At 33.5% G+C, this 19,212-nt stretch carries 20 protein-coding genes; 14 read left to right on the forward strand and 6 right to left on the reverse strand.

Going from position 1 to position 19,212, the window contains the following annotated elements; translation table 11 throughout:
• Positions 1-21 precede the first annotated feature (21 nt).
• The 4 genes from LX95_RS04575 to LX95_RS04590 all read right to left on the reverse strand — a co-directional run bounded on the left by LX95_RS04575 (position 22) and on the right by LX95_RS04590 (position 1,285).
• On the reverse strand, positions 22-405 hold the full coding sequence (locus LX95_RS04575; RefSeq protein ID WP_170116580.1) for a DUF2147 domain-containing protein: 384 nt from the start codon (positions 403-405) through the stop codon (positions 22-24).
• A 63-nt stretch (positions 406-468) separates the two neighbouring features.
• The gene (locus LX95_RS04580) at positions 469-708 is read right to left on the reverse strand and encodes a hypothetical protein (RefSeq protein WP_146240737.1); all 240 of its coding nucleotides are present in this window, start codon (positions 706-708) and stop codon (positions 469-471) included.
• A 1-nt stretch (position 709) separates the two neighbouring features.
• The gene (locus LX95_RS04585) at positions 710-973 is read right to left on the reverse strand and encodes a hypothetical protein (RefSeq protein WP_111540259.1); all 264 of its coding nucleotides are present in this window, start codon (positions 971-973) and stop codon (positions 710-712) included.
• Positions 974-976: 3 nt separating this feature from the next.
• On the reverse strand, positions 977-1,285 hold the full coding sequence (locus tag LX95_RS04590) for a DUF6787 family protein (protein ID WP_111540260.1): 309 nt from the start codon (positions 1,283-1,285) through the stop codon (positions 977-979).
• Between the two features lie 158 nt (positions 1,286-1,443).
• Between LX95_RS04590 and LX95_RS04595 the strand changes: the two genes are divergently transcribed.
• Genes LX95_RS04595 through LX95_RS04620 form a run of 6 tightly spaced genes read left to right on the forward strand, consistent with a single transcriptional unit; the run spans position 1,444 to position 5,157 of the window.
• Positions 1,444-1,833 (forward strand): hypothetical protein, encoded by a 390-nt coding sequence (locus tag LX95_RS04595; RefSeq protein WP_111540261.1) that lies wholly within the window; start codon positions 1,444-1,446, stop codon positions 1,831-1,833.
• A gap of 8 nt (positions 1,834-1,841) precedes the next feature.
• Entirely contained in the window at positions 1,842-3,005 is a 1,164-nt protein-coding gene (locus tag LX95_RS04600) for a hypothetical protein (RefSeq protein WP_111540262.1), read from the forward strand.
• A gap of 7 nt (positions 3,006-3,012) precedes the next feature.
• A complete protein-coding gene (locus LX95_RS04605) occupies positions 3,013-3,375 on the forward strand; it encodes a hypothetical protein (protein WP_111540263.1) in 363 nt (120 codons plus the stop codon).
• Positions 3,376-3,392: 17 nt separating this feature from the next.
• Positions 3,393-3,935, forward strand: a complete 543-nt coding sequence (locus LX95_RS04610; protein ID WP_245924723.1) for a YceI family protein — start codon at positions 3,393-3,395, stop codon at positions 3,933-3,935.
• A gap of 13 nt (positions 3,936-3,948) precedes the next feature.
• Positions 3,949-4,299, forward strand: coding sequence for a hypothetical protein (locus tag LX95_RS04615; protein WP_146240738.1), 351 nt, complete (start codon positions 3,949-3,951; stop codon positions 4,297-4,299).
• 6 nt (positions 4,300-4,305) lie between these two features.
• The gene (locus LX95_RS04620) at positions 4,306-5,157 is read left to right on the forward strand and encodes a DUF5777 family beta-barrel protein (protein WP_111540265.1); all 852 of its coding nucleotides are present in this window, start codon (positions 4,306-4,308) and stop codon (positions 5,155-5,157) included.
• Between the two features lie 51 nt (positions 5,158-5,208).
• On the opposite strand, the gene LX95_RS04625 is transcribed toward LX95_RS04620, so the two are convergent.
• Positions 5,209-5,769 carry a Crp/Fnr family transcriptional regulator gene (locus LX95_RS04625; protein WP_111540266.1) on the reverse strand — a complete coding sequence of 187 codons (561 nt, stop codon included), beginning with the start codon at positions 5,767-5,769 and terminating at the stop codon, positions 5,209-5,211.
• A 344-nt stretch (positions 5,770-6,113) separates the two neighbouring features.
• Here LX95_RS04625 and LX95_RS04630 point away from each other — a divergent pair, with 344 nt between their 5' ends.
• Genes LX95_RS04630 through LX95_RS04645 form a run of 4 tightly spaced genes read left to right on the forward strand, consistent with a single transcriptional unit; the run spans position 6,114 to position 10,652 of the window.
• On the forward strand, positions 6,114-7,445 hold the full coding sequence (locus LX95_RS04630; protein WP_111540267.1) for a TolC family protein: 1,332 nt from the start codon (positions 6,114-6,116) through the stop codon (positions 7,443-7,445).
• A gap of 10 nt (positions 7,446-7,455) precedes the next feature.
• Entirely contained in the window at positions 7,456-8,682 is a 1,227-nt protein-coding gene (locus tag LX95_RS04635; RefSeq protein ID WP_111540268.1) for an efflux RND transporter periplasmic adaptor subunit, read from the forward strand.
• A gap of 3 nt (positions 8,683-8,685) precedes the next feature.
• The gene (locus LX95_RS04640) at positions 8,686-9,429 is read left to right on the forward strand and encodes an ABC transporter ATP-binding protein (protein WP_111540269.1); all 744 of its coding nucleotides are present in this window, start codon (positions 8,686-8,688) and stop codon (positions 9,427-9,429) included.
• Between the two features lie 2 nt (positions 9,430-9,431).
• Positions 9,432-10,652 (forward strand): ABC transporter permease, encoded by a 1,221-nt coding sequence (locus LX95_RS04645; protein WP_111540270.1) that lies wholly within the window; start codon positions 9,432-9,434, stop codon positions 10,650-10,652.
• Positions 10,653-10,700: 48 nt separating this feature from the next.
• On the opposite strand, the gene LX95_RS04650 is transcribed toward LX95_RS04645, so the two are convergent.
• Complete coding sequence (locus tag LX95_RS04650) at positions 10,701-11,594, reverse strand: AraC family transcriptional regulator (RefSeq protein ID WP_111540271.1); 894 nt, start codon at positions 11,592-11,594, stop codon at positions 10,701-10,703.
• A 137-nt stretch (positions 11,595-11,731) separates the two neighbouring features.
• Between LX95_RS04650 and LX95_RS04655 the strand changes: the two genes are divergently transcribed.
• The 4 genes from LX95_RS04655 to LX95_RS04670 all read left to right on the forward strand — a co-directional run bounded on the left by LX95_RS04655 (position 11,732) and on the right by LX95_RS04670 (position 19,055).
• Entirely contained in the window at positions 11,732-13,144 is a 1,413-nt protein-coding gene (locus LX95_RS04655; protein ID WP_111540272.1) for an MATE family efflux transporter, read from the forward strand.
• Between the two features lie 139 nt (positions 13,145-13,283).
• On the forward strand, positions 13,284-14,453 hold the full coding sequence (locus LX95_RS04660; RefSeq protein WP_211307638.1) for an efflux RND transporter periplasmic adaptor subunit: 1,170 nt from the start codon (positions 13,284-13,286) through the stop codon (positions 14,451-14,453).
• 13 nt (positions 14,454-14,466) lie between these two features.
• Positions 14,467-17,628, forward strand: a complete 3,162-nt coding sequence (locus LX95_RS04665) for an efflux RND transporter permease subunit (protein ID WP_111540274.1) — start codon at positions 14,467-14,469, stop codon at positions 17,626-17,628.
• A 14-nt stretch (positions 17,629-17,642) separates the two neighbouring features.
• Positions 17,643-19,055 carry an efflux transporter outer membrane subunit gene (locus LX95_RS04670; protein ID WP_111540275.1) on the forward strand — a complete coding sequence of 471 codons (1,413 nt, stop codon included), beginning with the start codon at positions 17,643-17,645 and terminating at the stop codon, positions 19,053-19,055.
• The last annotated feature ends 157 nt before the right edge of the window (positions 19,056-19,212 follow it).

Consider the following 19,212-nt stretch of genomic DNA (forward strand, 5'->3'; position numbering starts at 1 on the left):
ATAATCGTTTTAATCTGTAGTTTATCTTGTCCAAATTTCGGTATAAGGTTGTTCTTCAACAGTCATTAAAGCCTGTAAAGTATTTTTATCTTTTAGGGTGAAATTTACATTATAAAAGCTACCATTTGGCATGTACATTTTCCCGTTCATATATTTACCGTCTTTATATTCAATATCTGTTAAAAAATAATCTTCTTCTTCATTTTTACCTTCATAAGTTGTGGTTCCATCATTATAATAATGCACTTTCCCGAAGAATTTACTATCCTGTTCTACAATTTCATATACGGCTTCATAGTAATCATTTTTAACCTCCCAAACACCTACAATAGTAGCTTTTTGAGCACAAGAATTAAGTGATAATACACCGAGAAGAATGATAACAACTGATTTAAAATAGTACATAATTGACAAGGTTTTAAGTGTTACAAAGGTGGAAGAACTTTTGAGTTTTAATTTTGACATACATCAAAAAACCGATAAATAATTTAAAATGGAATAAAGCGCCAATATCATCCAAATAAAAACCATAACCCAATAAAGCTTAGGGGTTTCCTTTCTGGTAACGGATTCTACAAAATGAATTTCTCCACTTTTAATAACATTTATTAATCCTAAAACAATAAAAATAGCCCAAAACCAATTCCATTCTAGAATTATAGCAAAAGCCATTAATAAAAGGGCGATAATGGTTTTCCATTTTTTCATATTAATAGTAGAATTGATTATAATCTATAAACAAGGTAGAAATGGAATAGATAGCCATTAAAATCCAGCTTGCGATAATGATCCAGTAGAGTAGTGGGTTTTCCTTTTTTTCTATAGGTTCTATAAAATAGGTGATGCCTGTGTTTATATCTGGTATTACCCAAAGCAAAAATAAAATTCCCCAAGCCCAAGACCAATTCATAATCATGGCTACATACATTAATACCAAGGCTAGAATAGTTCGCCACTTCGTTATTTTTCTCATGAGTTAAGAGTTTACGTTATGAAAGTTAAATCCAAATCTGCGTAACATTTTTTTCTCCATTTTCCAGAAAAAAGCAAACTGACCAAATAACCATCCATAAAATACTAAAAATAGTTGGTAGAAGATAAAACTTGAAATTATAAATAAAGGATAATATAGAAAAGCATTCAAATTTTCTAACGTAATCCCTACAGCTTTTAAAAGCGGTCTACCTAACGCTATAGATGAAGATCCGGTTATAGAAAAGACAAAAAAGATGATTAGCAGTTGCCAAGGATTTTCAATATTCCATCGTCTCATTAATTTATTCATAGTAGAATTTTTTTAGTTACTGCAAATCTATAACCTGCTATAAGATTAAGTTTTGATTTATGTCAAAATCAACACAATGCTGCATTAAAGAAGGATTTTGACTTAAGTCAAAAAAATAAAACAAGCTCCATCATAGATTTGTCCCAAGCAATAAACCAATGAAAAAACAAATTTGTGTTTTACTACTTATCAGCATTTACTCTTGTTCTAAAAACGGAGCAGAATTATTAGGCACGTGGCAAGTAAAAAATAATTACTACAAGGCCACTTATAAAATTATGGAAGAGCATGATTCTATAAAGGCTAAGGTCTTGTATTACCATGACGGCACCACCATTATTAAACCAGAAGATCAAAAAGAATATTATGCTTTTGAAAATTTAAAATATACTAAAAATCAATATGTAGATGCTATTTCTGGAGCTACAAAAACCAAAGAATTACATCCAAATATAGCGCTAAAATTAATCCATAAAGACACGATACACGTGACAAAATATATAAGCAAAAAGCCATTAAAAGAAGTTTGGATAAGAATTAATAAATAACAATGTAAATGAAAAAGACAATTAAATTTTTGAGCCTAAGTGCTGTGCTATCAGTATTTTTAATTAGCTGCACGACCGAAGATGTAAGAAACATCTCTGGACCAAGAGAAGAAGTAACACCACCACCAAAAACTACAGAGGTTATCCCCGTAGATATTAATGTAGACGGGTTTGATTTTATGGAGAAAATGCAAGGCCATTGGGTGGGGAGTAATTTGGTGATTAATGATGAATTTCCATTTTTTGCTTGGGATTATAGAGCCATTTCACCATCGCACACCTTTGGGATTCACGAAGGAGGTTCTGCTGGGAATTTATTAACCTCTTTTTTTGTAACCAATTTTAAAGGGAAACGTACCATTATGGCCAGAAACGGAGGATTGCTTAACGGTATTTATAGATCGAGCTATTTTGTTTTAGATAAAGTTGAAAATAGAGAAAACGGACGTTATTACCGATTAGTAGATGCCATTGGTGGAGATGGTATAATGTATATGGAGCTGCGTTTTCCTAACCATACAGACAGCCTTTATTATAATGCTTATACAAGCGGGTTAGGGAATAGGCTTCCTAATAGACATATGACGTTTAAAAGCAAACGAATGCACACAGAGTTGGCTGAAACTGCGGCAATAGAAACAGGTTACCCACAAAATACTGTAGATACGGATTTAGATTTTGCAAACGGATTTAATAAAGATTATTTGTATGTAAAAGATGGATTAACAGAACCCAATTCGGCAACCTTTTTAGCCGTGCAAGAAACCAATAATATTTTTGATTTGGCACCACTGTCTGGTGATCCATATATCATTACAGATCATCCTAGATTGGGTTATTTACAAGTAAATATAGATCGTGGTATAATTCCCGACCATCAAAACTTACTGTTGTTTCTTTCAAGAGATCCTTTTACAGATGCTAATGGCTATTTCACTTCAAATTTAGATGCTTATAAGACCGCTTTACACTTCCCCATATTATCTGTTGAAGAGAATCAATTTTTAATGACGTATATGCATCCAGATACATATTACATTACCGTGGTAGCAGATATGGATGGTGATTTCGCTATTTCTGAAGGTGATATTACACATCCTCAGCAAATGCTTACCATAGCACCATTAGGACAAGAAGAAATAACTATAGAAAATATAAGCATTCAAAATTAACCCATATATGAATAATAATAAATTTATAATCCTATGCTTTATGCTTGGTTTTACTTTACAAAGTTGTACCACAGCAATTCTAGATGAAGTAGATAAAAACACCTTACCTCCATTAGAGAAAACGGTGACATATGAGTCAGACATCAAATCTATTATGACCAATCATTGTATTACCTGTCACGCTGGCCCCGCTCCAAATGCTGGGTTAGATTTATCTACGTATGCAAATACAAAGTATTCTGCAGAACAAGGGAGTTTAGTTGCCAGAATGAACAATGCAACTAACCCCATGCCGCCGAGTGGAAAGCTATCTCCAGAAACGCTTCAAATTTTAGATAAATGGATAACAGATAATCTACCAGAAAATTAATACTAAAACAACATCTTATGAAATACACATTTTTAGTGATGCTTTTTGTTTCTCAATTAACAATAGCACAAAAACATTTTACAAAAACAGGTATAACCACTTTTATAGCTTCCGTAGATACTTTTGAACCTATAGAAGCTAAAAACGAAAGCACCACAGTAATTTTAAATACAGAAACAGGAGCTATAGCTGCTTTACTTTTTGTGAAAGCCTTTCATTTTGAAATCGCATTAATGGAAGAGCACTTTAATGAAAATTATATGGATTCAAATAAATATCCTAAAGCCACATTTAAAGGAAAGCTGATCAATTTTAATCATGAAAATTTAACTTCTGAAACCAAAACTCTTCAACTTAAAGGTACGCTAAGCATACACGGAAAAGAAAAACAAATTGAAACAGAAGCGCAATTAAAAAAATTGAATCATAAGATCATTTTTACTTCCCACCTAAGTGTAAAACCTGAAGAGTTTGACATTAAAATCCCTGGTATTGTACGTGAGAAAATTGCTAAATCTATCAACCTAAATTTGGATTATGAGCTTATCGAAAAAAAATAAAATTACCTTATTTATGATAATATTAGTTTGTATTGCTGGTTACTCTGCCTACAAATACACCTATAAATCTCATAAATCTATCACAGAAAAAGAAGTCGTATTTTCTGGCAGTACAGCACATTTCTTAGAGAAAGTGAAAACAGGTGGTGCTAAATGGCAAGATGTAGTGGTAGCGTTAAACGGAAAAATCACCTCTATAGGTGAGAAAGGTATTACCCTGGATCATAATACTTATTGTCAATTTAAAAATAGTACAGCACTAACCCATTTAAAGGAAGGTCAACACATTGCCGTTAAAGGAAGAATGATTGGCTACGATGATCTTTTAGAAGAAATAAAATTAGACCAAACCCTTATAAAATAACAATTAATGAAAGCCTATTTATTCAGCATTTCAATTACATTCTTAAGCTTAAATGCGGTATTTGCTCAAGACGATTTATTAAATGAATTAGAACAAAGCACTACAGAAGAAGTTTATGAACAGCCCGCTTTTAAAGCCATGAAAATTGGAAATTTACAATCCACTAAAGTAGCTTCAAAAGGGGATTTATATATGTATGTCTCTCACCGTTTTGGTACATTAAAAGATGGACTAACTACTTTTTTTGGGTTTGATAACGCCAATACTAAAATTCAGTTGGTTTATGGTATTTATGAAGGTATTCAAATAGGTATAGCACGAGAATCTATTAGAAAAACCTATTCGTCTCATATTAAAGCGAAGTTAATGGGACAATCTACCAATTTCCCGTTTAATGTTGCAGCTTATGCCACAGCCAATATTAGAACAGATTTAAGAGAGGAGCAATATCCTTTATTAGAATTTGGAGATAGAATGTCATATGCTACCCAGTTATTAATCTCTAGAAAATTTAGTAACCGTTTTTCTTTTGAAATAGCACCCACTTATGTAAGACAAAATTTGGTTTTAGAATCTTTTCAAAATCACAATCAACTGGCTTTAGGTGCTGGCGGACGTTTAAAAGTAAGTAAGCGAATGTCAATTAATTTAGATTATGTTTATAATTTTAGCAGACATAAAAACTCTATTTACAACGATCCCTTAACCCTTGGGTTGGATATTGAAACGGGCGGACACGTGTTTCAATTGCTTTTTTCTAACGCACAATCTACCAACGAACCTGGATTTATTAGTAATGCCGAAGGAAAATGGTTGGAAGACGTTTTTTTCGGTTTTAATATAGTTAGAGTGTTTTAATTAGTTGTATTAAATACAGCACAAGGCTTTCATCTTGAGATGAAAGCCTTTTTATTTTCCTCTAATTCTACTTAGGGTTTCCTGTGAAATCCCTAACATAGAAGCAATATGTCCTAAATTAGCTCGTTGGGTTATTGTAGGAAAAACGTTGGTTAGCAAAGCGTATTTTTCTTTAGCAGACAAAAAATAATAACCTTTAAAAAAATCATCGATCAAAGCCATTTGTTCTTCTAAAATTAATCTACCAAAGCGTTCTAGAACAGGGTGTTTTAAATACAACTCTTGCCATTGATTATAAGATATTGAAATTAAAACAGCTTCTTCTGTAGTTTCAAGATACTCTGAAGAAGGTTTACGTAACATATAACTGTGCCAAGAAGTGATCATCATGGTATCTGGATAAATCCAATAGGTTATATCTTTACCATTTTGATAATGATAGGTTCTAACCGTGCCTTTTGAAATAAAATATATACGCTCACATATTTCTCCTTCTCTTAGAATCACTTCTCCTTTAGGAGCATTCTGAATAAGAGATAAATTACGAATGTCAGTTTCGGCTTCGCTTGACAGATGAATGTATTGTTGTATAAAAAGTATAAAATCGTTCATACCGGCAAAAATAAGAAATCTATTCCTTACCTATATCTCTTCAAATTTTATACTCTATAGTTTGAAAAATTAAAGAGTAGTTTTCATCTCTTAAGTTGGTTTTATTGAGGTGGACTATTTTGCAACGATCATGGACCTAGCATACATTCTTTTTCTAAAATGATTATTAATTTTAGCTAAAAGCGTGCATATCAACACAACTATTTATTTCTTCCCTTATTCTACCAAAAATCTCATCGATAAGATATAGGCATTGGTATAGATAATATCGCTATACTTCTATTGCAGTTTCATATAGGCTTCAATAGTTTCACTTTTACCATGTTATTTAAAAACATAGTAAAATGAAATTATATATTCTTCTTATAAGTTTTTTGTTTGTTCAATTAACTCGAGCTCAGGAAACGCCTGAATATTTATCTACACAGGTTTGGACTTTACAAGATTGTATTGATTATGCTTTGGCAAATAATATTACAATCAAAAATGCAAAAATAAATAAAAATATAGCTGCAGTAGATTATCAAAAATCAAAATCATCAAGATTACCCGATTTATTTGGGAGTGCTTCACAGAACTTTTCTAGGGGTAATTCTATTGACCCTATAACCAGCAATTATGTTACAGATCAAATACACAGCACCAATGTAGGTCTTAATAGTTCAGTAACTCTATTTCAAGGGAACCAAATCAATAATCAAATCAAACAAAACAAGCTAACCCTAGAACAAAGTGTTTTTGAGGAAGAAGTTGAACAGAATAATATTGTAATAAGCTTGCTTGAAACATATTTGCAGACTTTATATAGCAAAGAAAGTATTGTGATTGCTGAAAATAATTTATCTGCTTCTGGAAAAGAAGAGCTTCGAGCAAAAGCTAGATTAGATGCGGGAAGTATTGCTTTAAAAGATTATACCGAAGCTCAAAGCCAACTAGCGACAAATAAATACCAAGTAATCGCAGCAAAAAATGATTATCAACAATACATTATTCAATTGAAGCAATTATTAGAAATTCCCCTTACGGAAGATTTAGAAATTGTTGCTGTTAATGATAATGAAAGCTCATTACATATAGAATTAGAGAAAACAGAATTATATGATAAAGCTTTAAATTATTTACCAGAAATTAAAGCGAGTAGTTTAAATATTGCAGCAAGTGAGAAAGATTTAGCTATCGCTAAAGGGGCTTATTTACCAACTTTATCATTGCTAGGAAGTATTGGTTCTGGATATACAAGTATCAACAATAGTACATTTTCAGATCAATTTGATGTCAATTTTAATCAAAGAATCGGTTTATCCTTAAGTATTCCAATTTTCAATAGAAATCAAACTAAGGCAGCGGTAAAAACGGCATCTTATAATATAGAAAAGGCAGAGATTCAAAAACAGACGGTAGAAAAAGAGGTCTATAAAAAAGTAGAAACCGCCTATCAAAACGCACTATCGGCTCAAGAGCAAGTATTAGCTTCTGTAGCTTCTAAAACCGCAGCAGAGCAGAGTTATATTCTTGCACAAAAAAAATATGAGCTGGGAGATTTAAGCACCACCGATTTAGTCATTAGTCAGAATACATTTACCAACGCTCAACAAAACTATTTACAAGCGAAGTACCTAAATATTCTATATCATCAATTATTACAATTTTATCAAGGAAACGATATTAAACTTTAATCTATACACCATGAAAATTAAATCAAAAAAAAATATCATTATAAGTGGCTTATTCATATTAATACTAGCTATAACTGCCTATAGCTTTATAAATGCTGAGGATGAAACTCTTATTGAAGCTAAAACCATAACAGTTACTAAGGGAGATATCACTACGATGGTTACCGCTACGGGAACTATAGAACCTATTAATCAAATAGAAGTAGGTACTCAAGTATCTGGAGTGGTAGAAAAAATATATGTTGACTATAATAGTGAAGTAAAAGAAGGACAACTTATAGCCGAGTTAGACAAAACCAACTTAAAAGCTTCTCTTACTCAAGCACAAGCTTCCTATGATAATGCCGTGAGTCAGCGTAACTATATGCAAACTATTTATGACAGACAAAAAACGTTATTTGATAATCAAGTAATTAGTAAATCAGATTTTGATGATGCTACTTATAATTATACTACTGCAAAGGGAACAGTAACCCAGCGATTTTCTGACTTACAGTCCGCACGAACAAATTTAAGTTACGCAGATATTTTTGCACCCATAGATGGGGTTGTACTTTCTAGAGATATTGACGAAGGTCAAACCGTTGCTGCTAGTTTTAGCACTCCAACTTTATTTACTATTGCGCAAGATTTAAAACAAATGCAAGTAGAGGCAGATGTAGACGAAGCAGACATAGGACAAGTAAAAGAAGGTCAAAGGGTGAGCTTTACTGTAGATGCTTATTTAGGAGAAACTTTTGAGGGGGTGGTTACTCAAGTAAGGTTAGACCCAACTGTTACTTCTAATGTAGTTACTTATACGGTTGTGATAAAGGCAGATAATCCTGATTCAAAATTAAAACCAGGACTTACCGCTACCATTTCTATTTATACGTTAGAGCTTGAAAATGTATTAACTGCGGAAGCTAAAGCGATTAATTTTAAACCTACACCGCCTACATTAATGGCTTATAATGAACAGCACCACTTAAATCAAGGTTCAGAAAAAGAACGACCACAACCTATTACCGAAACCAATACCCAACTTTGGGTTCTAAGTGAAGATGGAAAAATCTCTCCTAAAAATGTACAATTAGGTGCTAGTGATGGGGTACACGTTCAAATCTTAAGCGGGGTTACTATAGGAGAAAAATTAGTTTATGATTTAAGTGGTATAAAAAGTACTGAACTGAATAAACAAGGAGAAAACGAAAGCCCATTTATGCCACAACGTCCAGGCGGTAACAGAAAGAAATAAGTTATGAATAAAGAAATTATTAAAATAGAAAACTTAAAGCGTCAGTTTACGATGGGATCTGAAACGGTTCATGCTTTAAAAGGGGTATCGTTTGACATTCAAGAAGGTGAATTTGTGACTATCATGGGTTCAAGTGGTTCTGGTAAAAGTACTATGCTAAATATTTTAGGGTGTTTAGATCAACCAAGTGGAGGTGCTTATGAAATTGATGGTGTAAAAGTAAAAGACCTAAGTAGAAACGAACTCGCTACGATAAGAAATGAAAAAATAGGCTTTATTTTTCAGTCTTATAATTTATTGCCTAGAACTTCGGCTATAGAAAATGCAGAGTTACCTCTTTTGTATAATAGCAAGGTTTCTACAGAAGAGCGCAGAGAACGAGCAATTAATGCCTTGAAATTAGTTGGACTAGGAGAACGCTTAAACCATACCCCTGCACAACTTTCTGGAGGACAACAACAAAGAGTAGCTATCGCTAGAGCTTTGGTAAATAATCCTGTTTTAATCTTAGCAGATGAGGCCACCGGGAATTTAGATACTAGAACCTCTTATGAAATCATGGCGTTGTTCCAAGAGCTTAATAGCAAAGGGATTACGATCGCTTTTGTCACTCACGAACCTGATATTGCCATATTTAGCAATCGAACAATTGTACTTAAAGATGGTCATATTATAAAAGATCAAACCCATGAAAAGGTACAATCTGCCGCAGCATATTTAGAAAAATTACCTAAAGAAGAACATTGATTATGAGAATATTAAATCTATTAAAAATCGCTTTTAAAGCTATTGTTCTTAATAAAATGAGAACCTTGCTTACCATGTTAGGAATTATTATTGGTGTCGCTTCGGTGATTGCCATGTTAGCGATAGGAGAGGGATCAAAAGAAAGTATACGTACCACTATTTCTGCTATGGGTTCTAATATGGTTACCATAAGACCTGGAGCAGATGATAAAGGACCTGCAAGAGGAAGTGGGGGAGACGTACAAACGCTTACGCTTAGTGATTACAATCATATAAAGGAAGAAGCCACCTTATTAAGTTACATTACTCCCGTAGTGAATGGTGGAGGACAAGTGATTAACGGATCTAATAACTGGCCAAGTACTATTTATGGGGTGAACCCCGATTATTTAAATATTAAAGTGGTAGGCTTACAAAGCGGAAGTATGTTTACCGAAGCAGAAGTGACCTCTTCCGCTAAGGTAGTTTTAATTGGACAAACTGTTGTAGATAATGTATTTCCCTCTATAGATGATCCGGTGGGACAAATGATTCGCTTTAATAACATTCCTTTTAAAGTAATTGGTGTGTTAGAAGAAAAAGGAGAAAACACCTTTGGTCAAGATCAAGACGATGTTGTGATAGCACCTTATACTACAGTGCAAAAGCGTATTTTAGCTATAGATTATTTAAATCAAATTATGGCTTCGGCAACTAGTGAAGATGATGCTCCTGAAGCGGTTTTACAAGTAACGAAAATATTACGTACGCGACATCAGTTAATGGCTACTGAAGAAGATGATTTCACCGTACGTTCTATGGAAGAATTAATTTCTACCTTTAGTTCTACCAGCGAAATGTTAACGGTGTTGCTCGTAGCCGTGGCAAGTATATCTTTATTAATTGGCGGAATTGGGATTATGAATATCATGTATGTTTCGGTAAAAGAACGTACCAAAGAAATTGGCTTACGCATGGCAGTAGGAGGAAAGGGGTCAGATATTTTAATGCAGTTTCTCATAGAAGCTATTTTAATAAGTATTACAGGAGGATTATTAGGCGTAATCTTAGGACTCGGAGCAACAATTTTTATTGAAAAATTCTTAAATTGGCCTACGAGTGTGGCGTTATATTCTATTATTATTTCTTTTGCAGTTTGTGCGATCACAGGTATTTTCTTCGGATGGTATCCTGCAAGAAAAGCTTCTGCATTAGATCCTATTACAGCATTACGTTATGAGTAATATTTATAACAAAAAGAGCAAAATATTTTTTTGCTCTCTTTGTTTGCTTTATTTCTTTCTTTTTCTAAACTGAGTAGCTGTTAACCCAGTATTTCTTTTAAAAAATTGATTAAAATTTGCTACTTCTTTAAAATCTAAAGCATAAGCTACATCTGCTACCGAGTTATCTAATTGATGTAAAAGTGTTTTAGCATACATAATTTTGTAATCTATAATCACTCTTTGAGCGCTTTTCCCAGTAGAATTTTTTACGCATTCTGTTAAGTAAATTGGACTAATGTGCAATTTCTTAGCATAGTCGTTCACAGATAAAAAATGATGATCATTAGACAAAATAACGTGCTCAAATTTAGACATTATAGCGTCATACCTGTTAGTGGTAACCATACCTTTATTATTTTGGGTAGAACGTTTTACTTTATAAAGTAAGATGAGAAGAAGCGACCTTACAATTTCAAAAGATTGTATCGCTTTACTTCTAGATTCAGCATATAATTCTTGTGCAATTACTAAAATGCTTTTAAAGTCAATTTCAGATAATTGGTAGATGGGCATGGTATGAATTTTAAAAAACGGAAATTCATTTTGTAATCCATAAGACTGATTCAAATTGGTAAATATAGAAGCATTAAAATAAATAATATAACCATAATCATCATTGGGTGGTACTTTACTATAATTAATGACCTGAAAAGGAGAAACAACCGCCAAACTATTCTTTAATTGTTGAAGTGTTTGATTTCCAATTTTAATATTAGTAGTACTCTTTTGTAAAATAGCGATCTCAAAAAAATCACGCTTATGTGGTTCCCAAAACTCACCATCGGGCTCCACATGCTCCATTTCTTTTGCAATTTTTCTTACAAAAAAACTATTAGCATAATCATTTGCTGGTTGTGTACCATTTAAAAAATAAGAATTGATGTCGCTATATACTTTCATGTAATTAACTATTTCTCCAAAATTAATATTAAAAACCTCTAAAAACTTAAATTATAATCCATTTAACACAAATTATAATACTCATTAAGGTTTTTGGCTGCTATATCTTTGCATTTAAAGAACTTATAACGATTGAAATGAGTACGTTAAAAATAAAATTTCAACAAATAAAACATTTAATAAAAGGAAAAATAGTTTCATATGACGACAAATCTGAAAAAGAAGCATATTCACTCACAGAAGATAGTGTTTTAAAATTATTATTCATTTTTGTTGGCCCTGCAGTTTTAGGGATGCTAATTAACGCCCTTTACAATTTTGTGGATCGTATTTTTGTAGGACAATATGTTGGTGTAGAGGGATTATCTGCGGTAACTATGGTCTTTCCTGTTACGCTTTTGCAATTTGCATTTGTATTATTATTTGGTAGTGGCGCAGGAATTTTAATTGCTAAATATTTAGGAGAATCTCAACCAGAAAAAGCAAGTCATGTTTTAGGAAATGCCATAGCAGGTATTTTTCTAATTACGTTAGTATTTATATTGCTTGGTCTTATATATTACAGACCTTTATTAGAAGTATTTGGAGCTACTGAAACCTTATTAGATTTATCTACGGAGTACTTATTAGTTATAATTTTAGGTTTTCCACTTAGTTTTTTTCTTGCTTTAGAATTTACCTGCAGAGCTGAAGGAAATCCAAAATTACCAGCCAAACTTATTGTGTTTTCTTGTATCATAAATATAGGTTTGGATTACGTATTTATGAAAATATTTAATCTTGGCATTCGTGGTGCTGCCTTAGCCACCATAATAGCACAAGCTACTAATGCCATACTTTTAATGCGATATTATTTGAGCGGAAGAAGTTTGGTAAAATTAAAATGGAAACATATAAGATTACAAAAATCTATTATTTTTCCCATATTATTCATTGGATTAGCTCCCTTTCTAATGGATTTAGCCATTAGTTTTCAAAATGTATTTGCTAATAACTTGTTATTAAATTCTGGAGGAACAGATGGTGTTGCCGCAATGGGAATATTGTTTGGAGTAAACGTCTTTTTTATGATGATCGCTTTAGGTACAGGGGATGGCATGCAACCTATTGTAAGTTATAATTTTGGTGCAAAACGATTTGATAGGACTCGTGAAACATTAGAGATGGCTATAAAAATAGTAAGTGTATTCACTATTTTAGGTCTTTTGATTTTGGAATTATTTCCAACACAAATTACACATATTTTTATAGAAGGTGATGGTAACCAAAATGTAATCACAATTACGAAAAAAGCATTGAAAATTTTCGCGATTTCTATTCCGTTTTATGCTATTCAAATTATAATTACTAGACATTTTCAGGCGCTTCAAAAGAATAAAATAGCTACGTTTTTAGCTTTGCTTAGACCCATCATTTTATTTATACCAATCGCGTATATACTTAATGAGTATTATGGTTTAACCGGTATTTGGATCGCCTTTCCTGTTAGCGATGGTATTGCTGCAATAGTGTCCTTGCTGATCGTAAAAAAATATGCCGTAAATACTTAAGAAACTGACAAATACTAAAAAAAACCATCTATAAAATCATACTATACTTAGATGTGTTTAGCGCATTAGTCTATTCGTATTGGGACTAAAAATAATAATAGATAATTTTCACTAACAAATAAGAATCAATAAAATTCATATGATACATCAAATAAATAATTTAAGGATTCCCTATTTCGTATTTATTATGGCTTTGTTTTTAACATCCTGTAATAGCGAAAAAAAGCAGGAACCTGGTAATGCCATTGCAGACTATGAGGTGCTAACCGTATCACCGAAAAACATTGGGTTATACAGAGAATTTCCTGTGACTATTGAAGGTACCGAAAACATAGAAATTTATCCTAAAGTAGAAGGATTTATAGAAAAAGTACACGTGGATGAAGGCGAATATGTAAAAAAAGGACAAGTCCTTTTTTCTTTAAATGCACCGCAATACAAACAAGAACTTTTAAGTACTAAGGCAGCTATTAGTAGTGCTAAGGCTAATGTGAGTTCTGCTCAAGTTGATGTTGAGAAAGCAAAGCCTTTGGTAGAAAGAGAAATTATTAGCAAGTTTGAGTTAACCTCTGCCGAAAACTCCCTTACCGCCGCAAATGCAGCTTTAGAACAGGCACAAGCTAATTATGTGAATGCACAAACCAATAATAGTTATACAAAAATCATAGCTCCGGTTTCTGGTTATATCGGTTCGCTACCTTATAAATTGGGGAGTTTGGTAAGTAGTAGCATTAGCGACCCCTTAACAACCGTATCTAATATTAAACAGGTATATGCTTATTTTTCAATCAATGAAAAAACGTATTTGGAGTTTGCAAAAGCAGGTTTATTAAAAAATATGGATGAAGTTTCGCTTTTGTTACCTGATTATACGGCTTTTGATCAAAAAGGGAAAATACAAACCGTTAGCGGACAAGTAGATAAAGAAACCGGTTCGTTTAATGTACGTGCTATTTTTGACAATCCAAATAATCTATTGAGAACAGGGAATAGCGCTACCATACAACTTCCTAGAACTATTGAAGAAGCTTTTCTAATCCCTCAATCTGCGACTTACGAAATCCAAGGTGGGGTTTATGTGTATGTAGTAAACGAACAATCACAAGTACAATCTACTAAGATTACGGTAACTGGCACAAATTCGGGTCAAGCTTATATTGTTACCGACGGACTCAAAGATGGAGACCGAGTGGTTCTTGAAGGTATTTCAGGCTTATCGAGTAGTAAAGAAATAAAGCCAGTTGAAGTTAAGGAGAGTGATATTAGTGCTTTACAGCAAATCACCGAAAAAGTAACCTCTACCAAATAAAAAAATAGAAATTATGTTTAATAAATTTATAAAGCGTCCGGTGCTCTCGGCGGTAATTTCTATCATCATATTGATTTTAGGAGTTATTGGAATCACCACATTACCCATCTCTCAATATCCAGATATTGCACCTCCTACGGTTCAAGTATCTGCTTCTTATGATGGCGCCAATGCAGAAGCCGTATTAAATAGTGTTATCGTTCCCTTAGAAGAAGCCATTAATGGTGTAGAGGGAATGACTTATATGACTTCAACAGCAACTAGTGGTTCTGCTAGTATCACTGTATATTTTGAATTGGGTACCGACCCAGATATTGCTGCGGTGAATGTGCAAAATAGTGTTTCTACAGCCTCCAATTTATTACCTTCTGAAGTGGTACAGGCTGGTGTGACTACAAGAAAACAGCAAAGTAGTAATGTATTTATTTTTGGATTGTATAGTGAAAATGATACTTACGACGAGGAATTTATTCTGAATTATGCCGAAATTAATTTAATACCTGTATTAAAGAGGATAGACGGTGTTGGTAGTGCCTCGGCATTTAGTTCTAGAAATTACAGTATGCGTATTTGGTTGAAAGCAAATATTATGGCTAACTATGGTTTAATTCCTGCTGATATTACAACAGCACTTAATGACCAAAACCTGGAAGCCGCGCCAGGTGAATTAGGTTTACAAGGAAATCAAGCCTATCAATATACCTTAAAGTACAAAGGTAAATTACAAAATGCTACCGATTTTGAGGAGATCATTATCAAAACGACAGATGATGGACGAATCCTACGCTTAAAAGACGTAGCAAGAGTCGAATTAGGAGCTCAGTCGTACAGTTCAAAAACGACTATTAATGGTAGGCCAGGTACAGGTGTAGCGATAGCACAATCTGCAGGATCGAATGCGCAAGAGGTCGTTGCGCTATCAATTGCAAGCTTAGAGGAAGCTTCTAAAAACTTTCCTGAAGGATTAGAATATACAGAAATGGTGAATGCCAATGACTTTTTAGATGCGTCTATTGAGAAAGTGATCAGTACATTGATTGAGGCTTTCTTGTTGGTGTTTCTTGTCGTTTTCATCTTTTTACAAGATTGGCGTTCTACCTTAATCCCTGCTATATCAGTTCCCGTAGCTATTGTAGGAACATTCTTTTTCCTAAGCGTATTTGGATTTACCATTAACCTACTAACCCTATTTGCGTTAATGCTCGCCATTGGTATTGTGGTAGATGATGCCATAGTGGTGGTAGAGGCCGTACACGCCAAATTGGATTCTGGTTACAAATCTGCAAGAAAGGCAAGTTTAGATGCCATGAGCGAGATTTCAGGAGCTATTATTTCTATTACTTTGGTGATGTCTGCCGTGTTTATTCCAGTAACGTTTATTAGTGGTTCTTCTGGAGTGTTCTATCAACAGTTTGGTATTACCCTTGCTATTGCCATTATCTTATCGGCTGTAAATGCATTAACCTTGAGTCCTGCTTTATGTGCTTTACTTTTAAAACCACACGAAGAACATAAATCAAAAAGTTATTTGCAACGTTTTTATATGGCGTTTAATGTTGGTTTTGAGAAAACAACTTCAAAATACAAAAAGGCAGTATCATTTCTAATTCGTAAAAAGGCTATTGCCGTTGGCCTTATCGTTATTTTTATTGGGGTGTTTGTCTACTTAATGAATACCACACCAACAGGATTTGTACCCGATGAAGACCAAGGTACTGTTTTCGCCGATGTGAGTTTACCAGCAGCAGCATCATTAGAAAGAACAGAGGAAGTTTTAGATGAATTACAGAAGATTGTCGAAGATATACCGGAAGTAAATGCTTTTTTACGTGCTACCGGTCGTGGATTTATGAGTGGTGAGGGATCTAATTATGGTATGTTTATCTTAAAACTCAAATCTTGGGATGAGCGTAAGGGAGAAGGACAAAGTGTTCAAGACATCATCAATCAGTTATTTGCTAGAACAGCTAATATGAAAGATGCTAAGATGATATTTTTTGCTCCGCCAACGGTTACAGGATTTGGTTTAAGTAACGGATTTGAAGTACAATTACAAGACCAAAGTGGTGGTACTGTAGATGCACTTTATAACGTAAGTCAAGATTTTATACAAGCCTTAAGTAAACGACCAGAAATTCAATATGCAAATACAACCTTCGATCCCACTTTTCCGCAATATGAAGTGGTTGTAGATGTCGCTAAAACCAAACTGGCAGGTTTAGATGTAAAAGCTGTTTTAAGTGTCATGCAAGGTTACTTAAGTGGAGTGTATGCTTCTAATTTTAATAAATTTGGAAAGCAATACCGCGTGATTTATCAAGGGGAACCTAATTTTAGAGCGAATCTTGAAAGTTTAAATGCCATAAAAGTTAAAAAAAGTAATGGAGTTATGGCGCCTATTACCGAGTTTATAAGCTTAGAAAGGGTTTATGGTCCGCAAAGTTTAACCCGTTTTAATCTGTTTACAGCAGCAAAAATAAGTGGAGCGCCTAATGAAGGTTATAGTTCTGGTGATGCTATTGCGGCGGTTGAAGAAGTTGCGGCAGAGGCATTGCCTACCGGTTATGGATATGAATACTCTGGGATCACTAGAGAAGAGATTTCTGCAGGAAGTCAAACGGTGTTTATTTTTATGCTGTGTTTTATATTCGTGTATTTCTTATTGTCTGCACAGTACGAGAGTTTTATACTTCCCATAGCCGTGCTATTATCTGTACCTGCAGGACTGTCTGGAGTGCTCATATTTGCAAATATATTTGATATTAGTAATAATATCTACATACAAATTACCTTGGTAATGTTGATTGGGTTGTTGGCTAAAAATGCCATTTTAATCGTGGAATTTGCCATACAAAGAAGGCGAGAAGGAGAAACCATTGTACAATCGGCAATAGATGGTGCTATAGCGAGGTTTAGACCTATTTTGATGACCTCATTTGCCTTTATTTTTGGTTTGTTTCCGTTGATGATTGCTACAGGTGCTGGTGCTGTAGGAAACAGAGCTATTGGTGCAGGAGCTATTGGTGGTATGTTAGTCGGTACTGTACTAGGTGTATTGTTGATACCAGTGCTTTATATTATTTTCCAATCACTTCAAGAAAAATTAGTGGGAGTTGCGAACCACGATTGGGGAGATGAAGATGTTATGGATGATAAAGACGAACAATTAAATTAGAAACAAATACAGATATGAAATTTAAAAAATTAAAATATATTATTTCCATTACGGTATTCGTTCTAACGTTGAATTCGTGTGGTGTTGTAAATAAAAAATATGTAACACCAGACGTGAAATATGCAGAAAGCTACAGAGATACTATTGTGCAAGACACTATGTCTATTGCCGATTTACCTTTAAAGGAAATTATATCTGATACTATATTGCAAAACTTAATTAAAGAAGGTCTGCAGAATAACCTAGACTTAAAGGTCGCTATTGAAAATATAAATCAGGCAAAAGCAAGTTTGGTAGAAGCTAAATTACAGTTTCTACCAAGTTTAGAAGGTAGTGCCAATGTAACACGTTCTAAAACATCGGAAGCAGCTTTAAATTTAGGAGGTGTTAATGGTATTAATTTAAATACTACCTCTTATTTAGGGCAACTTAGTAGTAGTTGGGAACTCGATGTTTGGGGAAAATTACGCAGTAACAAGCGCTCTGTACTGGCTTCTTTTTTAAAGACGGAAGCTGCAACCAGAGCTGTACAAACACAATTAATTTCTGATATTGCCACAGCGTATTATAATTTATTGGCATTAGATGAACAATTGGCTATTACTCAAGAAACTTTAGAAAACAGGATTGGCGATCAAGAAACCATGAAGTACTTAAAAGAATCGGCTGTGGTTGATGGTGCTGCTGTGGTACAAAGTGAAGCAAGCAGGTATGAGATAGAAACCTCTATACCAGATATAGAAATATCTATTTTAGAACAAGAAAATGCCCTCGCTATTTTGTTGGGAAGATTACCTGGTGTCATAGAAAGATCGTCTTTAAAAAAACAAGTAGCTTTCGCTGATTTAAAAATAGGAATACCATCTTCACTATTAAGAAACAGACCAGACATACAAGAGGCAGAAATGGCTTTTAGAAGTGCTTTTGAAGATGTAAATCTGGCAAAAACCTATTTCTACCCGTCATTGACTATTACGGCAAGCGGAGGTTTATCTTCTTTAAGCTTATCTGATTTTTTTGATAATTCTATTTTCTATAATTTAATAAGAGGATTAACACAGCCCATTTTTGCTAACGGAGAAAATAAAGCGAGACTGAAAATAAATAAATCGGTTCAGCAACAATCTTTCTACGATTATAAATCAGCTTGGCTAAATGCAGGTTCCGAAATTTCTAATGCTTTATATGCATACAATAAAACCAAGGAGAAACAAGAATCTAGAACGCATCAAATAGATGCTCTTAAAAAATCTGTAGAATTTACAGAGGCTCTTTTAGAGTATTCATCTACCACTAATTATATCGATGTGCTTACCACAAAAAACAGTTTGTTATTGGCACAATTAGATGGGGTAGAAGATAAAAAAGAAGAATTACAAGTTATTATAGAGTTGTACCGCGCTTTGGGTGGTGGTTGGAAAAACTAGAAAATGAACAAATAAATTAAAAGTCTTAAATTAAGTTTTAAGGCTTTTTTATTGAGCAGCATTCTATTCAATAGATAAAATGTCGGTTTTGATCTAGTAAATAAGTCAAAACATCTATTATACTAAAAAATAGTCATTAATTAAATTTACATTTGAG

The sequence above is a fragment of the Mesonia algae genome, from assembly GCF_003253545.1.
Classification (GTDB): Bacteria; Bacteroidota; Bacteroidia; order Flavobacteriales; family Flavobacteriaceae; genus Mesonia; species Mesonia algae.

Bases quoted from the DNA above. Each gene is read 5' to 3' on its own strand.
- LX95_RS04635 (WP_111540268.1), top strand. From the start codon at position 7,456: ATGAAAATTAAATCAAAAAAAAATATCATTATAAGTGGCTTATTCATA.
- LX95_RS04580 (WP_146240737.1), bottom strand. From the start codon at position 708: ATGAAAAAATGGAAAACCATTATCGCCCTTTTATTAATGGCTTTTGCT.
- LX95_RS04605 (WP_111540263.1), top strand. From the start codon at position 3,013: ATGAATAATAATAAATTTATAATCCTATGCTTTATGCTTGGTTTTACT.
- LX95_RS04665 (WP_111540274.1), top strand. From the start codon at position 14,467: ATGTTTAATAAATTTATAAAGCGTCCGGTGCTCTCGGCGGTAATTTCT.
- LX95_RS04600 (WP_111540262.1), top strand. From the start codon at position 1,842: ATGAAAAAGACAATTAAATTTTTGAGCCTAAGTGCTGTGCTATCAGTA.
- LX95_RS04625 (WP_111540266.1), bottom strand. From the start codon at position 5,769: ATGAACGATTTTATACTTTTTATACAACAATACATTCATCTGTCAAGC.
- LX95_RS04575 (WP_170116580.1), bottom strand. From the start codon at position 405: ATGTACTATTTTAAATCAGTTGTTATCATTCTTCTCGGTGTATTATCA.
- LX95_RS04590 (WP_111540260.1), bottom strand. From the start codon at position 1,285: ATGAATAAATTAATGAGACGATGGAATATTGAAAATCCTTGGCAACTG.
- LX95_RS04660 (WP_211307638.1), top strand. From the start codon at position 13,284: ATGATACATCAAATAAATAATTTAAGGATTCCCTATTTCGTATTTATT.
- LX95_RS04670 (WP_111540275.1), top strand. From the start codon at position 17,643: ATGAAATTTAAAAAATTAAAATATATTATTTCCATTACGGTATTCGTT.
- LX95_RS04610 (WP_245924723.1), top strand. From the start codon at position 3,393: ATGAAATACACATTTTTAGTGATGCTTTTTGTTTCTCAATTAACAATA.
- LX95_RS04615 (WP_146240738.1), top strand. From the start codon at position 3,949: ATGATAATATTAGTTTGTATTGCTGGTTACTCTGCCTACAAATACACC.
- LX95_RS04585 (WP_111540259.1), bottom strand. From the start codon at position 973: ATGAGAAAAATAACGAAGTGGCGAACTATTCTAGCCTTGGTATTAATG.
- LX95_RS04645 (WP_111540270.1), top strand. From the start codon at position 9,432: ATGAGAATATTAAATCTATTAAAAATCGCTTTTAAAGCTATTGTTCTT.
- LX95_RS04595 (WP_111540261.1), top strand. From the start codon at position 1,444: ATGAAAAAACAAATTTGTGTTTTACTACTTATCAGCATTTACTCTTGT.
- LX95_RS04630 (WP_111540267.1), top strand. From the start codon at position 6,114: ATGAAATTATATATTCTTCTTATAAGTTTTTTGTTTGTTCAATTAACT.
- LX95_RS04620 (WP_111540265.1), top strand. From the start codon at position 4,306: ATGAAAGCCTATTTATTCAGCATTTCAATTACATTCTTAAGCTTAAAT.
- LX95_RS04655 (WP_111540272.1), top strand. From the start codon at position 11,732: ATGAGTACGTTAAAAATAAAATTTCAACAAATAAAACATTTAATAAAA.
- LX95_RS04640 (WP_111540269.1), top strand. From the start codon at position 8,686: ATGAATAAAGAAATTATTAAAATAGAAAACTTAAAGCGTCAGTTTACG.
- LX95_RS04650 (WP_111540271.1), bottom strand. From the start codon at position 11,594: ATGAAAGTATATAGCGACATCAATTCTTATTTTTTAAATGGTACACAA.